Origin of the sequence: Nocardia wallacei, assembly GCF_014466955.1 — a bacterium.
Lineage (GTDB): Bacteria > Actinomycetota > Actinomycetes > Mycobacteriales > Mycobacteriaceae > Nocardia > Nocardia wallacei.
Window position 1 is genome coordinate 965,529 of sequence record NZ_AP023396.1, and the last position, 22,421, is coordinate 987,949.

Annotated in this window: 27 protein-coding genes; 19 read left to right on the plus strand and 8 right to left on the minus strand. The window is 67.2% G+C overall.

The annotated features are described in order from the left end of the window. Nucleotide 1: 1 nt before the first annotated feature. The 3 genes from NWFMUON74_RS04365 to NWFMUON74_RS04375 form a co-directional block, all read right to left on the minus strand. The gene (locus NWFMUON74_RS04365) at nucleotides 2-670 is read right to left on the minus strand and encodes an AIM24 family protein (protein WP_187686701.1); all 669 of its coding nucleotides are present in this window, start codon (nucleotides 668-670) and stop codon (nucleotides 2-4) included. Nucleotides 671-745: 75 nt separating this feature from the next. Further along, nucleotides 746-2,779 carry a M13 family metallopeptidase gene (locus NWFMUON74_RS04370; protein ID WP_232110837.1) on the minus strand — a complete coding sequence of 678 codons (2,034 nt, stop codon included), beginning with the start codon at nucleotides 2,777-2,779 and terminating at the stop codon, nucleotides 746-748. Between the two features lie 102 nt (nucleotides 2,780-2,881). Beyond that, on the minus strand, nucleotides 2,882-4,927 hold the full coding sequence (locus NWFMUON74_RS04375) for a M13 family metallopeptidase (RefSeq protein WP_187686702.1): 2,046 nt from the start codon (nucleotides 4,925-4,927) through the stop codon (nucleotides 2,882-2,884). Nucleotides 4,928-5,220: 293 nt separating this feature from the next. Between NWFMUON74_RS04375 and rplN the strand changes: the two genes are divergently transcribed. The 5 genes from rplN to NWFMUON74_RS04400 all read left to right on the plus strand — a co-directional run bounded on the left by rplN (nucleotide 5,221) and on the right by NWFMUON74_RS04400 (nucleotide 7,388). Then, nucleotides 5,221-5,589: a 50S ribosomal protein L14 gene (rplN, locus tag NWFMUON74_RS04380; RefSeq protein ID WP_187686703.1), complete on the plus strand. Its 369-nt coding sequence runs from the start codon at nucleotides 5,221-5,223 to the stop codon at nucleotides 5,587-5,589. Between the two features lies 1 nt (nucleotide 5,590). Further along, nucleotides 5,591-5,905 carry a 50S ribosomal protein L24 gene (gene rplX, locus NWFMUON74_RS04385; protein WP_187686704.1) on the plus strand — a complete coding sequence of 105 codons (315 nt, stop codon included), beginning with the start codon at nucleotides 5,591-5,593 and terminating at the stop codon, nucleotides 5,903-5,905. Continuing rightward, entirely contained in the window at nucleotides 5,905-6,468 is a 564-nt protein-coding gene (rplE, locus tag NWFMUON74_RS04390) for a 50S ribosomal protein L5 (RefSeq protein ID WP_187686705.1), read from the plus strand. Before rplX ends, rplE begins: the two co-directional genes overlap by 1 nt. A 4-nt stretch (nucleotides 6,469-6,472) precedes the next feature. Next, a complete protein-coding gene (locus NWFMUON74_RS04395; RefSeq protein ID WP_187686706.1) occupies nucleotides 6,473-6,658 on the plus strand; it encodes a type Z 30S ribosomal protein S14 in 186 nt (61 codons plus the stop codon). A 136-nt stretch (nucleotides 6,659-6,794) separates the two neighbouring features. Further along, a complete protein-coding gene (locus NWFMUON74_RS04400; protein ID WP_187686707.1) occupies nucleotides 6,795-7,388 on the plus strand; it encodes a TIGR03086 family metal-binding protein in 594 nt (197 codons plus the stop codon). An 18-nt stretch (nucleotides 7,389-7,406) separates the two neighbouring features. Here the strand turns inward: NWFMUON74_RS04400 and NWFMUON74_RS04405 are convergent, their stop codons facing one another. Beyond that, complete coding sequence (locus tag NWFMUON74_RS04405; protein WP_187686708.1) at nucleotides 7,407-7,745, minus strand: hypothetical protein; 339 nt, start codon at nucleotides 7,743-7,745, stop codon at nucleotides 7,407-7,409. Between the two features lie 295 nt (nucleotides 7,746-8,040). Here NWFMUON74_RS04405 and NWFMUON74_RS04410 point away from each other — a divergent pair, with 295 nt between their 5' ends. The 12 genes from NWFMUON74_RS04410 to map all read left to right on the plus strand — a co-directional run bounded on the left by NWFMUON74_RS04410 (nucleotide 8,041) and on the right by map (nucleotide 14,951). Beyond that, entirely contained in the window at nucleotides 8,041-8,382 is a 342-nt protein-coding gene (locus tag NWFMUON74_RS04410) for a WXG100 family type VII secretion target (protein ID WP_187686709.1), read from the plus strand. Further along, nucleotides 8,298-9,008 (plus strand): hypothetical protein, encoded by a 711-nt coding sequence (locus NWFMUON74_RS04415; RefSeq protein ID WP_187686710.1) that lies wholly within the window; start codon nucleotides 8,298-8,300, stop codon nucleotides 9,006-9,008. The genes NWFMUON74_RS04410 and NWFMUON74_RS04415 overlap by 85 nt, the downstream gene beginning before the upstream one ends. Continuing rightward, nucleotides 8,992-9,276, plus strand: a complete 285-nt coding sequence (locus NWFMUON74_RS04420; RefSeq protein ID WP_232110838.1) for a colicin immunity domain-containing protein — start codon at nucleotides 8,992-8,994, stop codon at nucleotides 9,274-9,276. The genes NWFMUON74_RS04415 and NWFMUON74_RS04420 overlap by 17 nt, the downstream gene beginning before the upstream one ends. A 237-nt stretch (nucleotides 9,277-9,513) precedes the next feature. Then, entirely contained in the window at nucleotides 9,514-9,912 is a 399-nt protein-coding gene (gene rpsH / locus NWFMUON74_RS04425) for a 30S ribosomal protein S8 (RefSeq protein WP_187686712.1), read from the plus strand. Between the two features lie 14 nt (nucleotides 9,913-9,926). Beyond that, entirely contained in the window at nucleotides 9,927-10,466 is a 540-nt protein-coding gene (rplF, locus tag NWFMUON74_RS04430) for a 50S ribosomal protein L6 (RefSeq protein ID WP_187686713.1), read from the plus strand. 3 nt (nucleotides 10,467-10,469) lie between these two features. After that, complete coding sequence (gene rplR, locus NWFMUON74_RS04435) at nucleotides 10,470-10,877, plus strand: 50S ribosomal protein L18 (protein WP_187686714.1); 408 nt, start codon at nucleotides 10,470-10,472, stop codon at nucleotides 10,875-10,877. A 34-nt stretch (nucleotides 10,878-10,911) separates the two neighbouring features. Continuing rightward, complete coding sequence (gene rpsE / locus NWFMUON74_RS04440) at nucleotides 10,912-11,547, plus strand: 30S ribosomal protein S5 (RefSeq protein ID WP_187686715.1); 636 nt, start codon at nucleotides 10,912-10,914, stop codon at nucleotides 11,545-11,547. Nucleotide 11,548: 1 nt separating this feature from the next. Continuing rightward, nucleotides 11,549-11,734, plus strand: coding sequence for a 50S ribosomal protein L30 (gene rpmD, locus NWFMUON74_RS04445; RefSeq protein ID WP_187686716.1), 186 nt, complete (start codon nucleotides 11,549-11,551; stop codon nucleotides 11,732-11,734). Then, complete coding sequence (gene rplO, locus NWFMUON74_RS04450; protein WP_187686717.1) at nucleotides 11,731-12,174, plus strand: 50S ribosomal protein L15; 444 nt, start codon at nucleotides 11,731-11,733, stop codon at nucleotides 12,172-12,174. The genes rpmD and rplO overlap by 4 nt, the downstream gene beginning before the upstream one ends. A gap of 109 nt (nucleotides 12,175-12,283) precedes the next feature. Further along, nucleotides 12,284-13,603, plus strand: coding sequence for a preprotein translocase subunit SecY (secY, locus tag NWFMUON74_RS04455; RefSeq protein ID WP_187686718.1), 1,320 nt, complete (start codon nucleotides 12,284-12,286; stop codon nucleotides 13,601-13,603). Next, on the plus strand, nucleotides 13,600-14,145 hold the full coding sequence (locus tag NWFMUON74_RS04460; RefSeq protein WP_187686719.1) for an adenylate kinase: 546 nt from the start codon (nucleotides 13,600-13,602) through the stop codon (nucleotides 14,143-14,145). Before secY ends, NWFMUON74_RS04460 begins: the two co-directional genes overlap by 4 nt. 5 nt (nucleotides 14,146-14,150) lie before the next feature. Next, a complete protein-coding gene (gene map, locus NWFMUON74_RS04465; RefSeq protein ID WP_187686720.1) occupies nucleotides 14,151-14,951 on the plus strand; it encodes a type I methionyl aminopeptidase in 801 nt (266 codons plus the stop codon). 420 nt (nucleotides 14,952-15,371) lie between these two features. On the opposite strand, the gene NWFMUON74_RS04470 is transcribed toward map, so the two are convergent. The 3 genes from NWFMUON74_RS04470 to NWFMUON74_RS04480 form a co-directional block, all read right to left on the minus strand. Beyond that, nucleotides 15,372-15,590, minus strand: a complete 219-nt coding sequence (locus tag NWFMUON74_RS04470) for a hypothetical protein (protein ID WP_187686721.1) — start codon at nucleotides 15,588-15,590, stop codon at nucleotides 15,372-15,374. Between the two features lie 235 nt (nucleotides 15,591-15,825). After that, on the minus strand, nucleotides 15,826-16,269 hold the full coding sequence (gene dtd, locus NWFMUON74_RS04475; RefSeq protein WP_187686722.1) for a D-aminoacyl-tRNA deacylase: 444 nt from the start codon (nucleotides 16,267-16,269) through the stop codon (nucleotides 15,826-15,828). 285 nt (nucleotides 16,270-16,554) lie between these two features. Beyond that, nucleotides 16,555-17,301, minus strand: a complete 747-nt coding sequence (locus tag NWFMUON74_RS04480) for a MerR family transcriptional regulator (RefSeq protein ID WP_187686723.1) — start codon at nucleotides 17,299-17,301, stop codon at nucleotides 16,555-16,557. A gap of 315 nt (nucleotides 17,302-17,616) precedes the next feature. Between NWFMUON74_RS04480 and NWFMUON74_RS04485 the strand changes: the two genes are divergently transcribed. Both NWFMUON74_RS04485 and NWFMUON74_RS04490 read left to right on the plus strand, forming a co-directional pair. Further along, the gene (locus tag NWFMUON74_RS04485) at nucleotides 17,617-19,182 is read left to right on the plus strand and encodes an amino acid permease (RefSeq protein ID WP_187686724.1); all 1,566 of its coding nucleotides are present in this window, start codon (nucleotides 17,617-17,619) and stop codon (nucleotides 19,180-19,182) included. A 135-nt stretch (nucleotides 19,183-19,317) separates the two neighbouring features. Further along, nucleotides 19,318-21,627, plus strand: a complete 2,310-nt coding sequence (locus tag NWFMUON74_RS04490) for a serine/threonine-protein kinase (protein WP_187686725.1) — start codon at nucleotides 19,318-19,320, stop codon at nucleotides 21,625-21,627. A 53-nt stretch (nucleotides 21,628-21,680) separates the two neighbouring features. Here the strand turns inward: NWFMUON74_RS04490 and NWFMUON74_RS04495 are convergent, their stop codons facing one another. Continuing rightward, nucleotides 21,681-22,340: a response regulator transcription factor gene (locus NWFMUON74_RS04495; RefSeq protein WP_187686726.1), complete on the minus strand. Its 660-nt coding sequence runs from the start codon at nucleotides 22,338-22,340 to the stop codon at nucleotides 21,681-21,683. Between the last annotated feature and the right edge of the window lie 81 nt (nucleotides 22,341-22,421).

Genomic DNA, 22,421 nt, shown 5'->3' on the forward strand with positions numbered 1-22,421 from the left:
GTCAGTGGCTGTGCGGGGGCACCGTCGGCCCCTCACTGGCCTGGACCAGGACGAAACCCTGGCCGCGGAAGGCCAGTTGCATGGCCTCGCCGCTGCCGCGGCCGATGAGGGCGCCGGCCTTGAAGGTGCGGTTGACGCCGACCTGCAGGCTGGTGCTCCAGGCGACGGCGGACTGGCCGTCGGCGAAGGTGGGGGCGCGGCTCGCGTCCAGCATCACGGGTGCGCCGTGCGTGGTGACTGCCACCCAGCCGGTGCCCTGCAGGGTGGTGTTGAACAGGCCGCCCGCGGCGATGCCCGCGCCCTGCACCCGCTGAATGTTCGAGGTCAGACTGGGGTCGTAGGCCAGCACATTGGATCCGTTGACGGTGATGCCCTCGTTCTCCAGGAAGAACAGCTGCACATCGGCGGCATCGTCGGCCAGGAACAACGCCCCCTGCCCCTTCACCCGCATGAGCTGCACGCCCTCACCGGTGACGGCCTTCTTGATGAACTTCCCGATCCCCCCGGCGCCTTCGTAGTCGAAGTCCATCTGTCCCTGGAAGGCCACCATGGACCCCTGCTTGGCGAGCACGTCACCATTGAGCTGCACCCGCAGCATCTTCGAATTCTGCAGGGCGAAGTGACCGGGAAGCTGCCCCTGGTCCAGATTGCCGAAAAACGAACTACGCATGACCGAGCGGCCTCCCGTGTCTCTAAATCCCGCTGGACCCGCAGTATATCCGCGCACGCCGGACGGGGGCGGCGCCTACAGCGTCACCCGCTGCTCGGGCGGCAGGAACAACTTGTCACCCTCGCGCACCCCGAAGGTGTCGTAGAACTCCTGCAGGTTGCGCACCACCTGATTGCAGCGGAACTCGTTGGGGGAGTGCGTGTCGGTGAGCCGTTCGGCGGTGAGTTCCTTGGTCTGCTTGCCGCGCCAGCTACGCGCCCAGGACACGAACATGGCGCGGTAGTCGGGCTCGACGACCTCGCGCTGCGCCGCGATCCGGTAGGCCGCCAGGGCGATCTGCAGGCCGCGCAGGTCGGCGAGATTCTCGCCGAGGGTCAGCTCGCCGTCGACGTGCTGCTCCGGTGCGAGGCCCTCGGGAACCAGCGCGTTGAACTGCTCCACCAGCTGTTTCGACTTGGCGTCGAATGCCGCCCGATCCGCCCCGCTCCACCAGTTGCGCAGGTTGCCGTCGGCGTCGTACTTGGAGCCTTGGTCGTCGAAGCCGTGGCCGATCTCGTGACCGATGGTGGCGCCGACCGCGCCGAAGTTGACCGCGAGCTGGGCGTCCTTGTCGAAGAACGGCGGCTGCAGGAAGGCGGCGGGGAAGGTGATCTCGTTGTTCGGCGGGGAGTAGAAAGCGTTGACGGTCTGCGGTGTGCTGTTCCACTCGGACTTGTCGACCGGCTTGCCGAGGTAGCCGAACATCCGCGCGGCCTCGAAAACCGCTATGGCACGCAGGGATTCGATCAGTTTGCCGCGCGTGATCCGCAGGCCCGAATAGTCGGTCCACTTGTCCGGGTAACCGAGCTTGGCGGTCATCTTGTCGAGCTTCACCAGTGCCGCGTCGCGGGTGGCGGGCGTCATCCAGGCGGAGTTGCGGAAGTCCTCGCGGTAGGCCGCCATCAGATCGTCGACCATCTTCCTGACCGTGTCCTTCGCCTCCGGCGGGAAGTACTTGGCCACATAGAGTTTGCCGAGCTGCTCACCGAGTTGCTCGTCGACGGTGGAGACCCCGTACTTCCAGCCCTCCGGCCGTTCCTTCTGCCCGGCCATCACCGTGCCGAAGAAATGGAAGTTGGCGTCGTTGATCGCCTTCGGCAGATATTTGGCGAACGCCCGAATCAGGCTGAGCTTCAGGTACTCCCGCCAGACCGCGATATCGGTCTCCGCCCAGATCTGCCCCGCCGCGGTGATATACGACGGCTGACCCACCACCACCTCGCCGAACAGATCCCGGGACCGGTCGGTGTTTCCGGCCAGCCAGGGGTCCCAGTCGAAACCCTTACCGAGGTCGGTCAATTGGGCCCAGGTCATCCGGTTGTAGGTGGCGTTGGCGTCTCGGACACGGACGTTGTTCCAGTGGTTCGAGGCGATCCGGGTCTCCAGGTCGAACATCCGCTGCGCTGTGCCGGCGGGATCGGAAAGCCCTGCGCCGGAAGCGATCTGCTCCAGATAGGCGCGGTAGGCGGCGCGGATCTCGGCGTGCTCCGGCTTGCGGTAGTACTCCTCGCCGAGCCCGATGCCGGACTGGGCGACCGACGCCACGTAGCTGTCGGTCTTCTTCCGGTCGACGCCCACCCCCAGCCCGATCAGCCCGCCCAGCGGCAGCACGCCCATCACGTGGGCGAGGTCGGCTTTCGTAGCGGCGCGGTCGATCCGGTCGAACAGGTCCTGGAGCGGAGTGATGCCCAGCCGCTCGACGGTGTCCAGATCGACGCGCGCGTCGTACAGGTCGCGGATGTGCTGGGCCTCGGTGCCCGGCTCCGGATCCTTGATGCCGTCGATGATCTCGCGCAGCTGGTTCTGGGTGCGCTCGAAAGCCTCGCTGCCCGAGCCGTATCCGGCCTTGTCCGGCGGCAGCTGGTACTCGCGCAGCCACTTCCCGTTGACGTAGCGGTACAGATCGTCCTGCGGGCGCACCGCCTCGTCGACACCGGACAGATCGGGGCCGTTGAGTCGTTTCGGCGCCGCGTCGTTCGAGCAGCTCGCCAGCGCGGCGGCCGCGGGCGCGAGCCCCAGGGCGATCAGAAATGCGCGACGCTGCAGGCGCACCGGACCCGACGATGTCACCAGAAACCCCACTCCCCGGGGTGTCGCCCCCGTGCTCGTAGCCGACTTGCTGGCATGAGGCTACCGGCACCGACGCGCCGGGGCGGGCCGAGCGGTTTCCGGCTACAGCGTGACGCGCTGATCCTGGGGCAGATACAGCTTGTCGGTGTCGGTGACGCCGTAGGTGGCGTAGAACTCGGGCAGGTTGCGGACTACCTGGTTGCAGCGAAACTCCGCGGGGGAGTGCGGGTCGGTCGCGATCTGGCTCTCGGTGGATTCCGGGGTCTGCTTACCGCGCCAGGTCCGTCCCCAGGACTCGAACATCTGGCGGTAGTCGGGGTTGTCGACGCCGTCGCGGCGCTGGGCGATCCGGTAGGCGGCCAGCGAGATCTCCAGGCCACGCAGGTCGGCCAGGTTCTCGCCGACCGTGAGTTCGCCGTTGACGTGCTGTTCCGGCGGCAGTCCCGTCGGCACCAGCGCGTTGTACTGTGCGATCAGCTGTTTCGTCTTGGCGTCGAAGGCCGCTTTGTCCGCCGGCGTCCACCAGTCCTTCAGGTTGCCGTCGCCGTCGTACTTGGAGCCCTGATCGTCGAAGCCGTGCCCGATCTCGTGGCCGATCACCGCCCCGCCCGCACCGAAGTTGACCGCGGGAAGGGCGTCCTTGTCGAAGAACGGCGGCTGCAGGAACGCGGCCGGGAAGACGATCTCGTTGCCGCTGGGGTTGTAGTAGGCGTTGACCGTCTGCGGCGGCATGATCCACTCGGACTTGTCGACCGGGGTGCCGAGTTTGCCGAACATCCGGGCGGACTCGAACGCGGTGACCGCGCGCAGCGATTCGACCAGCTTGCCGCGCGTGATGGTGAGTTTCGAGTAGTCCCGCCACTTGTCGGGGTAGCCGATCTTGGCGTTGATCTTGCCGAGTTTCGTGAGGGCGGCTTCCCGGGTGGGTGGTGACATCCAGCCGGAATTGCGGAAGTTCTCCTGATAGGCGGCCATCAGATCGGCCACCATCTGGTTGGCGCGGTCCTTCGCCTCCGGCGGGAAATACTTTGCGACATACAGCTTTCCGAGCTGTTCGCCGATGTTCCGGTTGACCAGTTCCACCGCCGAGCGCCACCGCTCCGGCCGCTGCTGCAGGCCCTGCATGGTCTTGCCGAAGAAGTCGAAGTTGGCGTCGGAGATGTCCTGCTTCAGATACGGCGCGTATTCGCGCACCAGCGCCAGCTTCAGATAGTCGCGCCAGGTGGCGAGATCGACCTGGTCCCACAGCTTTCCGGCTTCGGTGACGAACGACGGCTCGGCGACGACGAGGCGGCCGAACAGTTCCCGGGGCCGGTCGGTGTTACCGGCCAGCCACGCGTCCCAGGCGAAACCCGGTGCGAGCGCGACCAATTCGGCCCAGGTGCGCAGGTTGTAGGTGGCGGCGGCGTCGCGGGTGCGGACGTTGTCCCAGAACCCGGCGGCGATCCGGGTCTCCAGGTCGACCACGCGCTGGGCCATGGCCGCCGGGTCGGGGAAGCCCGCGCCGGTGGCGAGGCGCTTCATGTACTCGCGGTAGGCGGCGAACTTCTGGGCGTACTCGGGCTTGCGGTAGTACTGCTCGCCCAGCCCGAGGCCCGCCTGGCTCACCATGGGCAGGTAGGCGTTGGAGTTCATCGGGTCCGCGTCCACGCCCAGGCCGATCAGCCCCACGCCCGGCAGCGCGCCCATCACCTTCGCCAGCGCGGTCTTGTCGGCGGCCCCGTCGATGTGCCCGAACAGGTCCCGCAGCGGGGTCATGCCGAGCCGCTCGATCTCGTCCTGGTTCAGGTGGGCGTCGTAGAGGTCGCGGATCTGCTGGTCCGCGCTGCCCGGCCGCGGGTCGCGGATGCCCTCGATGATCTCGCGCAGCTCGCCCTCCACCCGATCGCGCACCTCGTCGAAGGTCCCGAAAGAGGTCTTGTCCGGCGGCAACCGGTACTCGCGCAGCCACTTCCCGTTGATGTGACGGAACAGGTCGTCCTGCGGGCGGACCGCCGGGTCCACACCGGACAGGTCCGGTCCGGCCAGCGGTTTTGCGGCCGCGGAATCGGAATTGCAGGAGGCCAGCACCGCGGCGGCGGGCACGAGTCCCAGAGCCGTCAGGAAGGTGCGGCGGGCGAGGGCGGTCGGACGCTCGGGCGCGGTCACTCGGTCTCCTCCACGGATGTCGTGCGCTTGCTCGGACGTAGCCCGGGCGACGTTAGTAGAGCGGGCTGAGGAAATGCTGAACCCACGCCCCGGTTTGGGTGCCACCTGCGGCTTCGTTACACTGGTCGGGTTGCCTGCGGGACGACTGTGCCCGCGCTCCGGCCGCGAACCCACAGTGGTGGCTCATCCAGAATCGAGAAACCGCTGGCAGGCGCGCGTGTGGAGGGCAACCGGCCATGCCCGTCGGGTCGGTAATCCGGCGTGCATATCGTCCAGGTCTAGGAGGAGCTGAAGTGATTCAGCAGGAGTCGCGACTGCGCGTCGCCGACAACACGGGTGCCAAGGAAATCCTGTGCATCCGCGTGCTCGGCGGGTCGTCGCGTCGCTATGCCGGTATCGGCGACGTCATCGTCGCCACCGTGAAGGACGCCATCCCCGGCGGCAACGTCAAGAAGGGCGATGTCGTCAAGGCTGTCGTCGTGCGCACCACCAAGGAGCGCCGTCGTCCGGATGGTTCGTACATCCGCTTCGACGAGAACGCCGCGGTGCTGATCAAGCCGGACAACGATCCGCGCGGCACCCGCATCTTCGGCCCCGTCGGCCGCGAGCTGCGTGACAAGCGTTTCATGAAGATCGTTTCGCTGGCCCCGGAGGTGCTCTGACATGAAGGTGCACAAGGGCGACACCGTGCTCGTCGTCTCGGGTAAGGACAAGGGCGCCAAGGGCAAGGTCATCCAGGCCTACCCGAAGACGGACAAGGTCCTGGTCGAGGGCGTGAACCGGATCAAGAAGCACGTCGCGAACTCCGCGAACCAGCGCGGCGCCAGCTCGGGCGGCATCGTGACCCAGGAGGCGCCTATCCACGTCTCGAACGTGATGGTTGTCGACTCCGACGGCAAGCCGACCCGCGTGGGTTACCGCACCGACGAGAACGGCAAGCGGGTGCGTATCTCCCGTCGCAACGGGAAGGACATCTGATGACCACGACCGAGAAGATCCAGCCTCGGCTGAAGCTGCGCTACCGCGCGGAAATCAAGGACGCGCTGAACAGCGAGTTCAACTACGCCAACGTGATGCAGATCCCGGGCGTGGTGAAGGTCGTCGTGAACATGGGTGTCGGTGACGCCGCCCGCGACGCCAAGCTGATCAACGGCGCGGTCGCCGACCTGGCCCTGATCACCGGTCAGAAGCCGGAGATCCGCAAGGCCCGCAAGTCGATCGCGCAGTTCAAGCTGCGTGAGGGCATGCCGATCGGCGCGCGCGTCACCCTGCGCGGCGACCGCATGTGGGAGTTCCTGGACCGTCTGGTCTCCATCGCGCTCCCGCGTATCCGCGACTTCCGCGGCCTGTCGCCGAAGCAGTTCGACGGCAACGGCAACTACACGTTCGGCCTGAGCGAGCAGTCGATGTTCCACGAGATCGACGTGGACAAGATCGACCGCCCGCGCGGCATGGACATCACGGTCGTCACCACGGCGACCAACGACGAGGAGGGGCGCGCCCTGCTCAAGCACCTCGGCTTCCCGTTCAAGGAGAACTGAGCACATGGCTAAGAAAGCTCTGATCAACAAGGCCAACGCGAAGCCGAAGTTCGCCGTTCGCGCCTACACCCGCTGCCAGCGCTGCGGCCGCCCCCACGCGGTCTTCCGCAAGTTCGGCCTCTGCCGCGTGTGCCTGCGCGAAATGGCGCACCGCGGCGAGCTGCCGGGCGTGCACAAGTCCAGCTGGTAAGTCGCTGACCCGCCGATGCGGTGGTCCGTCGATGACGGACCACCGCATTCGCATGTCCGGGGCTCTCCGGTGTCGAGTTCCGGGGAGCCCGTTCGTCCTCGTTATGACAACGACCCTCTCTTCGAAGGACACGGCGATGGACGACACCTTGCGGGCCTACCACCGAGCGCAGGACGAGCTGGACATGGTGCTGGCGAAAGTCGGTGCGGATCAATGGGATTCGCCTTCGATGTGCGCGGACTGGACCGTTCGCGACATCGCGGGCCACGCCACCTGGGCGCAGCGCCAGATGTGTGCCTGGGCGACCGGCGACGAGTTCACCGATCGCACCGGCGCACCCGGGTCACCCCACCCCGGCGTTCTGGTCGGCGACGATCCGGTGCGAGCCTTCCGCACTGCCCGATCGGCTTGTGACGCCGCACTGACCGATGACGGGCTGACGCGGACCACTGTTCTGCCGGGAATGGGCGAAATCCCGGTCGCGGCCATCCTCCCGCTGCTGCTCACCGATTCGATCGCCCACGCCTGGGACATCGCTCACCCGCTCGGCATCGAGATCCAACTCCCACCCGACCTCCTCACGCGCGCAACGGCCTGGGCCCGAGCCAACGTCGTCCGCGCCCCCGGCTTCTTCGCCCCCGAACTCCCCGCACCCCCGGACGTCGACGACCAAACCCGCCTGATGGCCTACCTCGGCCGCGACACGGCCCGCCGCGGGGTCTGTCGATAGCGGACCACCAGCCTCCGTTCACGCGCAGTGAATCAGGAACTCCAGCGTCACGGGTTCGTCGAGTTTGACGTCTGCTGTGCCGCTGGCGGCCTCATCGGCTTGGCAGCCGGATGGCGCGGAGGTGACCGTCGCGCGGTAGCACCCGGCGGCGGTCACGGTGTGCCCGGCGTTACCGTCGCGGCCGGTGGTGGCCGTACCCACCTCGGAATCGTCTGCGCACGAGGTGAATCGAACGCCCACGCCAGGCACCGGGAAGTGTTCGTTGCCGGTCCAGGCGTGCACGGTCAGATTCGCCGGAGTCCCCGCTGCCGAAGCGGGCGTCTCGGACGCCGCCGAAGCCGCGCTGGAAACCGCCACGGGCTTACTGTCGGCCGACTCGTCGCCGGAACAGCCGCTCAGCGTTATCGCCGCGGCGAGTACACAGAATGCCGATATCGCGGTGCGCACAGAATCTCCTCTCCGCGGGCCGGGACGGCCTCCACGCTCGCGTCACACCTTAGACCCAACCGTGCGCAACGCTCGTTTCAAAACCGTCTCGGGCGTGCACTTTTCGACCCTTGCTCCCGGACTGAGCCAGTCTCGGTCCCTTGATTTCGGCCGACGCCTGCGGTTCGATGGCGAGGCGCCCGAGTCACTCGAAGAGGGGTCGAGTATGGCAGGAGAAGAACCGTCGCTGTCGATCGAGCCGGAATCGGTCAAGGCATTCGGTCGCATCGCTCTCGACATCGCCGTCCAGTGCCGTGCCGGGTTGGCGGCTCTGGAACTCGACGTGCGCGACGTGCGCGACAGCTGGTCCGGAAACAACTCCGACACATTCATTGCCGCCTGGGACGAGTTCCATCAAGGCGCGGTCGAAGTCTGGGATGCGTTGGTGGAGTTGGCGGCGAAACTGGGACCATCTCCGCAACCTTGTTCGACGATGTCACCTCCCCGGACGCGGTGCACATCCGCGACGATCTACGTACCCTGTCGAATTCCATCGACCAGCTCCTGACCTCCTGCAGGCAACTCAGCGAGTCCTGCCTCGCCTACCGAGAGGCGCTGAAAGAACTTCGCGACGAAATCAAGGGCCTCCTCGAAGGCCTCGTCAAAGACCTCGCAATCGACGCCGGTATCACCATCGCCGCCGCCCTGATCAGCTTCGGCGCGGGCGCCGTCGCCGGCGCCAAAGCAGTCGACACCGTCCGCCGCTGGGCCAAGCGCATCGCCGACGGCATCATCGTCTGGCGAGCCCGCAAGCCCGCCCAGATTGCAGGCCGAACCCAGGACGCCAAAGACGCGTTGGCCAAGGCATCCAAAGCTGTCCGGGACATCTTCGAGCGCTTGCGCAAGAAGGGCGATGTGCCTGCGAAGGGGCCAAAGGTTGGATCCGGTGTCAAGACGATCGAAAAGAGAGATCTTGTCGTCGATCGATCGATTATCGAGAAAAAGTACAAACATGCTGCGGACTTCGGAGTGACCGAACCGCGTGGGCGGGAGGGATGTCGCCCAAAGGTGAGTTCATCTCGGGATGGAGGCTCAGTCCTGCTCAAGAGCAGTACGTTCTTAACGAAGGAAAACTGGGTGGTGGATGATGGCGGATGGCCGTGCCGATGTCTCCCGCATGCTTGCGGTGTATGAGCCGCTGCTTCGCGCATTCGTGTCGGGAGAGTTGTCAGCTGATAATTTCGAAGCGGCGTACTTGGCGAAATTCAAGCAGGATCGAAGTCAGGTTCCCGGCCCGGAGTTCGAGGTATTGGATGGTCTGTTCGCCGACGTGGACGACTATGTTGCGGATGCGGTCCTCAGGGAACGGGCCGGCGGTTTGGACGCCGAGCAATTGCGTGACCGGGCCCGCGCGGCCTACACGCGCCTCTACGAATCGAGGCCAGGCCCCGGCCGGGTGTGACCACCCCCATGCCACCCCGATTTCGATCCCGCCCCCACCCCCGTCTACACTGAACCGGTTGCCTGGGGCCGAGCTGTGCCTGTGGTGCGGTGTGGAGGCCGGGCGACGTGCCACTTCATCCGGTCGGCAAACGGTGTCGGCCGGACCAAGCCGAATTGCTGTAGGCCCACGATCCGGGCGCCGAGAGGCGTGCGGGTGTTGCATGGGAACCGCGGCGAGAAAGGTGACGGTCAACCTATGACCATGACTGATCCGATCGCAGACTTCCTGACCCGTCTGCGCAACGCCAACTCGGCGTACCACGATCAGGTGAAGGCTCCGCACTCCAAGCTCAAGGCGAACATCGCCGAGATCCTGAAGCGCGAGGGCTACATCGCCGACTTCCGCACCGAGGATGCGCCCGTCGGCAAGACCCTGATCGTCGACCTGAAGTACGGCCAGAGCCGGGAACGCAGCCTGCAGGGTGTGCGTCGCGTCTCGAAGCCGGGTCTGCGGGTGTACGCGAAATCCACCAACCTGCCCAAGGTACTGGGCGGCCTCGGCGTGGCGATCATCTCCACGTCGCAGGGCCTGCTCACCGACCGTCAGGCCAAGCAGCACGGCGTGGGCGGCGAAGTCCTCGCCTACGTCTGGTAAGGGAGGTAGGAACAATGTCGCGTATCGGTAAGAAGCCGGTCCCGGTTCCCGCCGGTGTCGAGGTGACCATCGACGGCCAGAACGTGTCGGTCAAGGGCCCCAAGGGCACCCTGTCGCACGTGGTCGCCGAGCCGATCACCGTCAACCGCGCCGAGAACGGCGAACTCGAGATCATCCGTCCGGACGACGAGCGCCGCAACCGTTCCCTGCACGGGCTGACCCGCACCCTGGTCAACAACATGATCGTGGGTGTCACGCAGGGCTACGAGAAGAAGATGGAAATCTTCGGCGTCGGTTACCGCGTGCAGCAGAAGGGCTCGAACCTGGAGTTCGCGCTCGGCTACAGCCACCCGGTGCCGATCGAGGCGCCCGAGGGCATCACCTTCAAGGTGGAGGCCCCCACCAAGTTCTCGGTGTCCGGCATCGACAAGCAGAAGGTCGGCCAGATCGCCGCCGTCATCCACCGCCTGCGCAAGCCCGACCCGTACAAGGGCAAGGGCATTCGCTACGAGGGCGAGGTCGTGCGGCGCAAGGAAGGGAAGACGGGTAAGTAAGCCATGGCCCAGACTGATACTCAGAAAGCCGCGCGCAAGCCGCTCGGCAAGGACGTGTCGACCCGTCGCCGAGTTTCCAAGGCGCGCCGGCACTTCCGTCTGCGCAAGAAGGTCGTCGGCACCGCCGAGACCCCGCGCCTGGTCGTGTTCCGCTCGTCGCGGCATCTGCACGCCCAGCTGGTGGACGACTCGGTCGGCAAGACCCTCGCCGCCGCCTCCTCGGTCGAGGCCGACGTGCGGTCCGTCGAGGGCGACAAGACCGCCAAGGGCAAGAAGGTCGGCGAGCTGCTCGCCGCCCGCGCCAAGGCCGCCGGTGTGGAGAGCGCGGTCTTCGACCGCGGTGGCCACGACTACCACGGCCGGATCGCCGCCCTGGCGGATGCCGCTCGGGAAGGCGGGTTGAAATTCTGATGACCAACAGCAAGCGCAACGGAAGGAACGTCTGATGCCGGGACGTCAACGGCGTGACGGCGGAAACGGACCCGCCGGACAGAACAACGAGGGCGGCCGCCAGGAACGTGGCGGCGGCCGGGACCGTCGCGGCGACCGCCGCGACAATGCCGCCGAGAAGAACCAGCTCGAGCGGGTCGTCGCGATCAACCGCGTGTCCAAGGTCGTCAAGGGTGGTCGGCGCTTCAGCTTCACCGCCCTGGTGATCGTGGGCGACGGCAACGGCATGGTCGGTGTCGGCTACGGCAAGGCCAAGGAAGTGCCCGCGGCCATCCAGAAGGGCGTCGAGGAGGCTCGCAAGAACTTCTTCCGCGTCCCGATGATCGGCTCCACCGTCACCCACCCGGTGCAGGGCGAGGCCGCCGCCGGTGTCGTCATGCTGCGTCCGGCCTCGCCGGGTACCGGTGTGATCGCCGGTGGTGCGGCGCGTGCCGTGCTGGAGTGCGCCGGTATCCACGACATCCTGGCCAAGTCGCTGGGCAGCGACAACGCCATCAACGTCGTGCACGCGACCGTGGCCGCCCTGAAGCAGCTGCAGCGTCCCGAGGAAGTGGCGGCCCGCCGTGGCCTGCCGCTCGAGGATGTCGCTCCTGCGGGCATGCTGCGTGCGCGCGCGGGAGTAGGAGCCTGACATGGGACAGCTGAAGGTGACCCAGATCAAGTCCACGATCGGCGCCAAGAAGAATCAGCGCGAGTCGCTGCGCACCCTCGGACTCAAGGGCATCCGCAAGTCCGTGCTGCGCGAGGACACCGCCCAGAACCGCGGGCTGATCAATGTCGTGCGCCACCTCGTTACTGTTGAGGAGGTCAACGCGTGACCATCAAACTCCATCACCTGCGTCCGGCCCCCGGCGCCAAGACCGAGAAGACCCGCGTGGGTCGCGGTGAGGCGTCGAAGGGCAAGACCGCGGGCCGCGGTACCAAGGGCACCAAGGCTCGCAAGAATGTGCCGGCCCGCTTCGAGGGCGGCCAGATGCCGATCCACATGCGGCTGCCGAAGCTGAAGGGCTTCACCAACCCGTTCCGGACCGAGTACCAGGTCGTGAACGTCGGTGACATCGCCCGGAAGTTCCCGGACGGCGGTGCGATCGACAAGGATCAGCTGGTCGCGGCCGGTCTCGTGCGCAAGAACGAGCTGGTGAAGGTGCTCGGCGAGGGCGAAATCGGTGTGGCCGTTCAGGTTTCCGCCGACAAGTTCTCCGGCTCCGCCAAGGAGAAGATCGCCGCCGCCGGTGGCACCGCCATCGAGCTGGCTTGACAGTTACTCTCTGTAGTAGGGGACGCCGGACGGGTGAGAGCCCGTCCGGCGCCGCTGTTAGAGTCAAGTTGTTGTCTGCCTCGCCCCATGTCGTTAGCCAGGAGGATCTGTGCTTTCCGCCTTCGTGTCGGCTTTCCGGACCCCGGACCTACGGCGGAAGATTCTCTTCACGCTGGGCCTGATCGCGCTGTACCGCATCGGTGCGTCGCTGCCGTCGCCCGGTGTGGACTACAAGGCGATCCGCCAATGTATCGACCAGGCTTCCGGTGGTGAGAACGCCGGGATCTACCAGCTGATCAACCTGTTCTCCGGCGGTGCGCTGCTGCAGCTTTCGGTGTTCGCGATCGGCATCATGCCCTACATCACCGCGAGCATCATCATCCAGTTGCTGACCGTGGTCATCCCGCGCTTCGAGGAATTGCGCAAGGAAGGCCAGTCCGGCCAGACCAAGATGACCCAATACACCCGGTACCTGTCGATCGCGCTGGCGATTCTGCAGGCCACCGGTCTGGTCGCGCTCGCCGCCCGCGGCCAGTTGCTGCAGTGCCAGCAGGACATCATCGCGGACAACAGCATCTTCGGAATGATCATCATCGTGCTGGTGATGACCGCCGGCGCGGCGCTGGTGATGTGGTTCGGCGAGCAGATCACCGAACGCGGTGTCGGCAACGGCATGTCGCTGCTGATCTTCGCGGGCATCGCGGCCCGCATCCCCGGCGAGGGCAAGGCGATCCTGGACAGCAAGGGCGGATTGATCTTCGGCCTGGTCTGCTTCGGCGCCTTCCTGGTGATCGTGGCGGTGATCTTCGTCGAGCAGGGGCAGCGCCGGATTCCGGTGCAGTACGCCAAGCGCGTGGTGGGCCGCAAGATGTACGGCGGTTCCTCGACGTATCTGCCGTTGAAGGTCAACCAGGCCGGTGTCATCCCGGTGATCTTCGCGTCCTCGCTGCTGTACCTGCCGAACCTGGTCGAGCAGCTGACCCGCTCGCAGAACGACCCCAACCCGAGCTGGTGGCAGAAGATAATCCAGCAGTACCTGGTCAACCCGACCAACTGGGTCTACATCACGATCTATTTCGCGCTGATCGTGTTCTTCACCTATTTCTATGTCGCGATCACCTTCAACCCGGAGGAACGCGCAGACGAGATGAAGAAGTTCGGCGGCTTCATTCCCGGATATCGGCCCGGTAAGCCGACCGCCGACTACCTGAACTTCGTCCTGAGCCGGATCACCCTCCCCGGTTCGATCTATCTGGGTGCCGTGGCCGTCCTGCCGAACCTGTTCCTCCACATGGGCAATTCGAGTGGTTTGCAGAACCTGCCGTTCGGTGGCACCGCCGTCCTGATCGTCGTGAGTGTCGGCCTCGATACGGTCAAACAGATCGAGAGCCAGCTGATGAACAGAAATTACGAAGGGTTCCTCAAGTGAGACTCGTACTGCTCGGACCGCCGGGTGCCGGCAAGGGCACGCAGGCCGAACTGCTGTCGGACAAGCTGGGTGTGCCGCACATCTCCACGGGGAATCTGTTCCGTGCGAACATCTCGCAGGAGACTCCGCTGGGCCGGGAGGCGCAGAAGTACCTCGACGCCGGGAACCTGGTACCCAGTGACGTGACAAACCGCATGGTCGAGGCGCGCATCGCCGAACCGGACGCCGCGAACGGCTTCGTGCTCGACGGCTATCCCCGCACGGTCGACCAGGCCGAGGCGCTGGAGAAAATGCTCAAGGAATCCGGGCGCGAGCTGGACGCCGTGCTGTGCTTCGTGGTGGCCGAGGACGTCGTGGTGCAGCGCATGCTCAGCCGCGGCCGCAACGACGACACCGAAGAGGTGATCCGCAACCGGCTGCGGGTGTACCGCGAGGAGACCGAGCCGCTGCTGCAGCACTACGACGGCCAGGTCGTCTCGGTGGACGGCATCGGCGAGATCGAAGAGGTCAACACTCGCGCGCTCCGCGCCCTGGGCCGCTGACGCGAATGGTCTTCGGACTCAAGCAGAAGAAGGTGGTGCCCTTCCGCACCGCCGGTGAACTGGACGCCATGGCCGCGGCCGGTGCCGTCGTGGGCAGGGCGCTGGTCGCCGTGCGCGCGGCGGCACAGCCCGGCGTCTCGACGCTGGAGCTGGACCGGGTCGCCGAGCAGGTGATCCGCGACGCCGGTGCGGTGCCGTCGTTCAAGGGGTACCACGGCTTCCCGGCCTCGATCTGCGCATCGGTGAACGACCGTGTGGTGCACGGGATTCCGTCGAAGGACGAGGTGCTCGCCCCCGGCGATCTGGTGTCCATCGACTGCGGCGCCATCCTCGACGGCTGGCACGGTGACTCGGCGTGGACGTTCGGCGTCGGCGAGATCATCGAGGCCGACCGGCTGCTGAGCGAGGCGACGAAACAGTCGATGGAGGCGGGTATCGCCGCCATGCTGCCGGGCAACCGGCTCACCGACGTCTCGCACGCCATCGAGGTCGGCACCCGCGCGGCCGAGCGGGAACACGGCCGCGCCTACGGCATCGTCGACGGTTACGGCGGGCACGGCATCGGCAGGCAGATGCATATGGACCCGTTCCTGGCCAACGAGGGCGCGCCGGGCAAGGGGCCGAAGCTCGTGGTCGGCTCGGTGCTGGCGATCGAGCCGATGCTCACCCTGGGCACCACTCAGACCCGCGTCCTCGACGACGACTGGACCGTGGTGACCGAGGACGGCAGCCGCGCCGCGCACTGGGAGCACACGGTCGCCGTCACCGAGGACGGGCCGCGGATTCTCACCCTTCGCCCGGAATAGGGCCGCTCCGGCCGTAGGACGGCCGCGACACGCGCTCGTGCGCTGTATCGGGTCAGGCCGTGCCGGTACATCTTTCGCGACATGAGGGGGAACGGTGGCGGCATCAAGGTGCTGCCGCGCAGGCGAATTCGGCGCATTTGGGCGTTGCTGCCGCGCGAGCGGGTCTGGGCGGCGGCGCGGCACCTATCTGCCGACCGAGATCGACAACAGCGGGCCTGGTGATCGCCGGGTCTGCCTGGTCGGGGCCGTGATCGGGTTCGCGGCCGGGCAGCCGGTGTCGTTCGGCGAAATCCGGATGACCTGGCACGAGGCGGGTTCGCCGCGAAAGTCGGTGCCGGGGGCGCGGGTTCAGCAGATTCACCGCTCTCGGCGAGCGCCTGCGGCGCACGCGCGGCGCGGCGCAGTGAGGTATTGAGCCGGTCACTCCCGCATGTCGGCGTGCCGACGATGCTCGGTCATGGTGGTCAGGGGCACGATGCCGCTCCAGCCGCACGGTCGGTCGCAGGAGGCGACCACCGTGCTGCTGTCCCGCAGTGTCGCCGAAGCCGTTGCGGGGTAACCGCATTGGGGGCACTTGCCGAAGAAGTCGAGAATTTCCCGCGGGTCCGATGGCGCGGTGAGGTGACGGTGTTTACGCATACTGGGTCTTCTCCTGAGCCCGGGTGGGCCGCTTTCTCAGTCGTGAGTCGAGGCCGACACTATCGGCACCGGTGACGCGGCACGGCCCATCGGATTCGCCCTGTGTTTCTCACAATGATCGCCGCCGGATTTCCGGGCGCGCCACAGCCACCGCGGTGTTGCCCGATGAACGGTGGGTTGCCTTGTCGAATTCCCTTGTGTGCCACCGGGAATTCACGAACATGCCTGACCGGCCTCACACTTCGAGCAAAATCGTCACCGGACCGTCGTTGACCAGCTCGATCCGCATATGCGCGCCGAAACGTCCCGTGGCGACGGTGGCACCGAGCGCACGCAGGTCCGCGGCGAAGGCGTCGACCAGCGGTTCGGCGACCGCTCCCGGTGCGGCGGCCGACCAGGACGGGCGGCGGCCCTTGGCGGTGTCGGCGTAGAGGGTGAACTGGCTGACCACCAGGATCGGCGCGGCCAGGTCGGCGGCGGAGCGCTCGCCGTCGAGGATGCGCAGCCGGAACAGCTTGTCCGCCAGCGTCTTCGCCGTCGCCGGGGTGTCGTCGTGGGTGACACCGACCAGCGCGAGCAGGCCGTGGGGCGCGCCCGCGGCGGCCGGGTCGATGCGCCCGACGATCTCGCCGTCGACGGTGACCTGCGCCGCTGTCACTCGCTGCACGAGTACTCGCATGACCGTGATCATCGCAGACCCGGCCGGGTGGACGCGCGACCGGTCGGGACCGCACGCCGCGGAAACGCGTATCGCAGAGGAGGCTCCGATGTGCGGCGAACGCCTGCAGGAGGACGCGCCGGTCGATGGTGCGGGACGACGACGAGCCGGAGGAAGACGATTCCGCCCCCGCCGCAGCGTTTTTCAGCACGCCCGCGACGGCCACGGGCATCGTCGAGGTGCTGCAGGGCCGGTCAGTGCGCGGTCGGCGCTTCCGGATGCTCGGGCGGTCGGCGGTGCGCGGGCTCAGGGGCGTGGATCGTCCAGGTCTCGGGTGATGTGCTCGAGGTATCGCGAGATGAACTGATCGACCAGTTCGGCGGACACCCGGCCGGGCAGGGTGCGGGCGGTGGCCAGCTGTTCGGTGAACTCGGCGACGTCGTGCGGGGTGCGGCCGGACTGCCGGAACGCCGCCGCGGCGGTGTGCTCGAACAGGTCCACGAAGCGCCGGGCGATGTGGTCGCAGTCGGCGCGCAGCCGGTCGAGTTCGTCGAGGACGGCGACATCGTCCACCCCCGAGGCGGACAGCTGATCGGCGAACCGGACCAGCTGGGGATCGCGTTCACGATAGGTGGTGGCGTCGAACGGCTCGTACAGGCCCGCGGCGACGACGCGGGCCAAGCCGTTCGGCACGTCGCGGTAGCGCTCCATGAGTTCGGTGGCCGCGATGGTCCGCTCGCCCGGAGGCTCGGGGCGTGCCTGCTCGGCGCCCGGCGGGCCGTCCTCCAGCGAGACGCCGAGGACCGCACCCAGGTCGTCGCCGCGATCCCAGGCGTCGAGCAGCTCACGGATGCCGCTCAGTTTGATGCCGCGGTCCATGAGCCGGCTGATGATGCGCACCCGGTTGAGGTGCTGTGGACCGTAGAACCCGGTCCGGCCCTTCAACCGCGGCGGCGGCAGCAGGCCGCGCTCCTGATAGGCCCGCAGGCTGCGCACGGTCATGCCGGACTCGCGCGCCAGCTCGTCGATCGTGAACTCCGCACCCGATGCCATCTATCAAGGAAACCACACCGAAACCCGGTTCTCGCCCTGAGAAGTGGCACATAGGGGCTTTCAGGGGACATTGGCAGGCTCGATGTCGGCCCCTTCGGCAACATTGCTAATCGATAGCTGTGATTGGGTGTAGCGCCGGAGTGTCGGGTATCTTGCCCGGCCAGAGACGGGTAGGGCAACCGAGAGGCAACCGATTTGGGTGGTCTCCGGGTTTCCGCGGCGTTACAAAATTCCGTCCAACGTTGTATGTGCCATCGGTTAGAGGTATGTTCCATTACCTGATGGTATGATTGGCATCACATGGAAGGTCCCGTTATGACCACCGTTCAACCCCACCCAGACGCGCAGGCGGCTGCCGCGAGCGCGCTGGAGGCCGAGGACGCGGGCTATCACAAAGCGCTGCGTCCACGGCAATTGCAGATGATCGCGATCGGCGGCGCGATCGGCACCGGGCTGTTCCTCGGCGCGGGCGGTCGGTTGAAGGACGCCGGCGCTGGGCTGTTCATCGCCTACGCGGTCTGCGGCATCTTCGTCTTCTTCATCCTGCGCGCCCTCGGTGAGCTCGTGCTGCATCGCCCGTCCTCGGGTTCGTTCGTCTCCTACGCCCGCGAGTTCTACGGCGAGAAGCTGGCCTTCGGCGTCGGGTGGATGTACTTCTTCCACTGGTGTATGACCGGCATCGTCGACATCACCGCGATCGCCACCTACGTGCACTACTGGAGCGCGTTCAAGGCGATTCCGCAGTGGACCATCGCGCTGATCGCCCTGGCGATCGTGGTGAGCATCAACATGGTGTCGGTGCGCTGGTTCGGTGAGATGGAGTTCTGGGCCGCGCTGATCAAGGTGGTCGCCCTGGTGACCTTCCTGATCGTCGGCACCGTGTTCCTCGCCGGGCGTTTCACCATCGACGGCGCCCAGACGGGCATCAGCGTGATCAGCGACCACGGCGGCCTGTTCCCGAACGGCCTGCTGCCACTGGTGCTGGCAACCACCGGCGTCGTATTCGCTTACGCCGCGGTGGAATTGATCGGCACGGCCGCCGGTGAGGCGGAGAACCCCGAGAAGATCATGCCCCGCGCGATCAACTCGGTCATCGCCCGCATCGCGCTGTTCTACGTCGGTTCGCTGGTGCTGCTGGCGCTGCTGCTGCCCTACACCGCCTTCAAGTCCGGTGAGAGCCCGTTCGTGAGCTTCTTCTCCAGGCTCGGCGTGGACGGTGCGGGCACCGTGATGAACCTGGTCGTGCTGACCGCGGCCTTCTCCAGCCTGAACGCCGGTCTGTACTCGACCGGTCGCATCCTGCGCTCGATGTCGATGAACGGCAGCGCCCCCAGCGTGGCGTCGCGGATGTCCAAACAGGGCGTGCCCTACGTGGGCATTCTGGCCACCGGCACGATCGCCCTGGCCGGCGTGGGGCTCAACGCGCTGGTGCCGGAGAAGGCGTTCGAGATCGTGCTGAACATGTCGGCGCTGGGCACCATCACGGCCTGGGCGGCGATCCTGATCTGCCAGATGAAGATGGTGAAGTGGGCCAAGGAGGGTCGCCTCGAGCGTCCGTCCTTCCGGTTGATCGGTGCGCCGTACACCAACTACGCGGCGCTGATCTTCATGGCCGTCGTCGTCGGGCTCATGCTCTTCGGCGAGGACGACACGCAGCGCGGCGCCGTCATCGCGATGGTGGTGCTGATGCTGCCGCTGCTGGTCGGCGGGTGGTTCCTGGCCCGTGGCCGGGTGCTGCAGGTGGCGTCGCTGCGCCAGGGCTACACCGGCCAGTTCCCGGTGGTCGCCGAACGGCCGCTGGAGCACCGTGAGGAGCGCGCCGGCAACGCGTCCGCGACGAGCGCCGACGCCGCCGACCGCGATGAGGCAGAATCGCCCTGATGCCCGTCGGTCCCGACCCCCTGTGACGCCAATAGGGACCGACCCCGGTCGCTCCGCGGGACGGATGATCTCCGTCCCGCGGAGCGGTTCAGGTTTGCGGGCCAGCACGACTAGCCGTAGGTCTGAGAGGTCGGAATGCCGGACGATGCGACTGTATCCGGCCGCCGGCGCCCGCCCGGGTGGGCGGCCCGGCCGCTGCCGGACCAGGACCCGACCCACCAGTGGCCCACTCGCCGCGTCGAACCGACTGCGGCGAGTTTCTGGTATCCGGACGACGACGAGCCGGATTCCGATGTGGCGGAGCCGACTTCGGGCCGGGCCGGGGGCCGGTCCCGCCCGAGTGTCCGGCGGTTGGGGGCGGGCCTGGTCACACTGCCCGAATCGACCTCCACCGATCCCGACACCGCGATCCTGGCCGACCCCGAGGTGCCCGAGGACAAGCGCTTCTGCTGGAAGTGCTGGAAGCCGGTCGGACGCTCGTCCGGCGCCACCCGGGCGAAATCCACCGGCACCTGCGCGCAGTGCGGCGCACCGTTCAACTTCCGGCCGCTGCTGAATCCCGGCGACGTCGTCGCCGACCAGTACGAGGTGAAGGGGTGCCTGGCCTACGGCGGGCTCGGCTGGATCCACCTGGCCCGCGACCGTAATGTCAGTGGCCGCTGGGTGGTGCTGAAGGGCCTGCAGAACCCGCTCGATTTCGAGGCCAACGTGGTGGCGCTCGCCGAACGCCAATTCCTTTCGGAGATGGCGCATCCGGCGATCGTCAAGATCTTCAATTTCGTCACGCACCGGACCGTCGACAACATCGCGTGCGGTTACATCGTGATGGAGTATATCGGCGGCCGCTCGCTGAAGACGATGCTCGACGAGCGTGCGCCCGCACGGCTTCCGGTCGCCGAGGCCATCGTCTACGTGATGGAGATTCTCCCCGCGCTGGACTACCTGCACTCCTGCGGTCTCGCGTACAACGACCTCAAACCGGACAACATCATGGTGACCGCCGACGAGGTCAAACTCATCGATCTCGGCGCCGTGGCGGCCCGCGAATCGGGTGGAAATCTCTACGGCACACAGGGTTTTCAAGCGCCCGAGTACATCGAGACCGGGCCGACCGTGGCCTCCGACATCTACACGGTGGGCCGCACCCTGGCCGCCCTGACGCTGCGGTTGCCCACCGATGCGCAGGGTCGCAAGCTGCCGGGGCTGCCCACACCCGACGAGGAACCGGTCCTGCGCCGGTATCCCACCTTCGAACGGCTGTTGCGGCGGGCCACCGATCTCGATCCGGCACAGCGCTTTCCGTCCACTTTCGCGATGTACCGGCAGCTGGGTGGGGTGCTGCGGGCCGTGCTCGCGGAGGACCACGACCGTGGCTACCCGCAGGTGTCGACCGTATTCGGCGCTGCCCGAGGCGATTTCGGCGTCACCACGCTGCTGCGCCAGACCGACGGCATCATCGACGGCCGGCATCGCCCGCCGGAGTTGGAGCCGTCGAGTGTGCTCGCCGCGCTGCCGGTGCCGTTGATCGACGGTGACGACCCCAGCGCCGAGCTGCTGTCGCCGCTGCTGCACGGCGATCCCGGCCAGGCGCTGGAAACCCTGCGGTTGCACCGCGACAGTGTCAACGCGGGGGCGTTGCCCGACTCGCCGACGGCGGAGTTGGAGGAAGGGCTGGCGGCGGTGCGCGCGTACCTGGATCTGCGCGAGGTGGATCGCGCTCGCGCCGAACTGGATCGGCTGGCTCCGAGCTATCCCGCGGACTGGCGGATCGACTGGTATCGCGGGATCGCCGAACTCGGCGTCGGCCGTTTCGAGCGGGCGTACGAGAACTTCGAGCTGGTGCACGGCACCGTCCCGGGCGAGGTGGCGCCGCAGCTGGCGCTGGCCGCCACCGCCGAGCTGCTGTTGCAGGACAGCGCGACCGATGATCCGGACCGCTGGCGGCGGGCGGCGGCGGAGTACTACCGCGCGGTGTGGCGGGTCGATCGCGGCCTGGCGAGCGCGGCGTTCGGCCTGGCCCGCCGCCAGGTCGCCGATGGTGATCGCGCGGCCGCCGTGGCGACGCTGCAACAGGTTCCGGAGGTGTCGCGGCATCACAACGCCGCCCGCTTGACCGCCTGCCTGCTGCAGGTCTCCCGGCCGCCGGAGGAACTGACGCAGGCGGACCTGAGCGAGGCGCAAGCCCGCCTGGCGGCCCTGCGCGACGATCCCCGCCAGTTGCAGATGCAGGCCGTGGTGCTCGGCGCGGCGCTGGCCTGGGTGCGCGCCGGTGGGCGCGCCGAACCGCCGGACGCGACGATCCTGGGGGTGCCCTATACGAAGGCCGGGTTGCGCGAGGGGCTGGAGTCGGTGCTGCGGACCGCGGCACGCACCTCGCCGCGGCGGCTGCACCGCTACGCGCTGGTCGATCTCGCCAACCGCATCCGCCCGCAATCGCTGTGGTGATCGGCCGAATCCCGCCTCCGAATCCCTAGGAAGTGTTGTGGTCGATACCGCCGTCAGGTCTCCCACCGGAACCCGTGTCCCCGAATGGTGGTGATCAGCCCGGGCCGGTCGAGCTTGGCGCGTAGCGCGGCCATGTGCGCGTCCAGGGCCCGGGAGACAGCGAGGAAGGCATCGCCCCAGAGGCGGTCCATCAGTTGCTGTCGGCTCACCGCCGACCCGGGGTGCTCGACCAGCGCCCGCAGCAGCTCGAATTCCTTATTGGTCAAGCTGATCGGTGCCCCGGCCACTGTCACCTCGCGTGCTCGCAGGTCGACGCGGACGTCGCGGGACACGACGACCTCCGGTGTGGGCGTGGCGCGATGGTTCGGGCGCCGGGTGACCACCTCCAGTCTGGCGGCCAGTTCCGCGATCCGCGGCGGTTTGACCAGGTAGTCGTCGGCGCCGGCGCGTAACCCGCGCACGATCGAACGTTCGTCACCGCGTGCGGTGAGCACCACGACGGGTACGTTGCTGACCCGCCGCAGCTGCCGCAGCACCATCAAGCCGTCCATATCGGGAAGGCCGAGATCCAGGACGACCGCGTCGTAGCCGCGGTGGGCCAGCAGTAGGTCCGCTCCGCGCCGCTTCAGCTCGACCTCGTGACCACGCGCCTGGAGTGCTTCGACCAGTGCGTTCCCGACGCCTTCATCGTCCTCAACCACCGCCAGCCGCACAGGCCGATACTGTCAAATCGCGGGTTCGGCCGCAGCTGTTTGCCGCGACGGGTGACGGCAGGTGGCATCCGGTCGCCACAT